Consider the following 316-nt stretch of genomic DNA (forward strand, 5'->3'; position numbering starts at 1 on the left):
CAAGCATGAAACTCCTTTGGATATTTGCTGGAGTCGTCCGTTTCCCAAAGGGGCGACGCCTTCTTCGGTTACTGTCACAAGGACTACGGGTGGCAAATTCTACATTTCGCTCCTGACCGAAGAAGATGTCTCGCCCTTGCCAAAAGTGAAAGGCGAGGTAGGCGTTGATCTGAATACTTCCGAGATTGTCTGTTCAAACGGAAAGCGCTATGCAACCCCGCTCAAACTACAGGTATTGGAGCAACGCAAGCGCCGTTACCAACGCGCTTGCCGCCGAAAGGTTGCGGCGGCCAAAGTGTCGATGGGATTGAGCCGG

1 pseudogene is annotated in these 316 nt (G+C 53.2%); it reads left to right on the plus strand.

What is annotated here, in order from left to right:
• A pseudogene (locus IV91_RS18735) lies at positions 1-316 on the plus strand (RNA-guided endonuclease TnpB family protein); the annotation flags it as partial.

Source organism: Ferrovum myxofaciens (genome assembly GCF_000735045.1).
Lineage (GTDB): Bacteria > Pseudomonadota > Gammaproteobacteria > Burkholderiales > Ferrovaceae > Ferrovum > Ferrovum myxofaciens.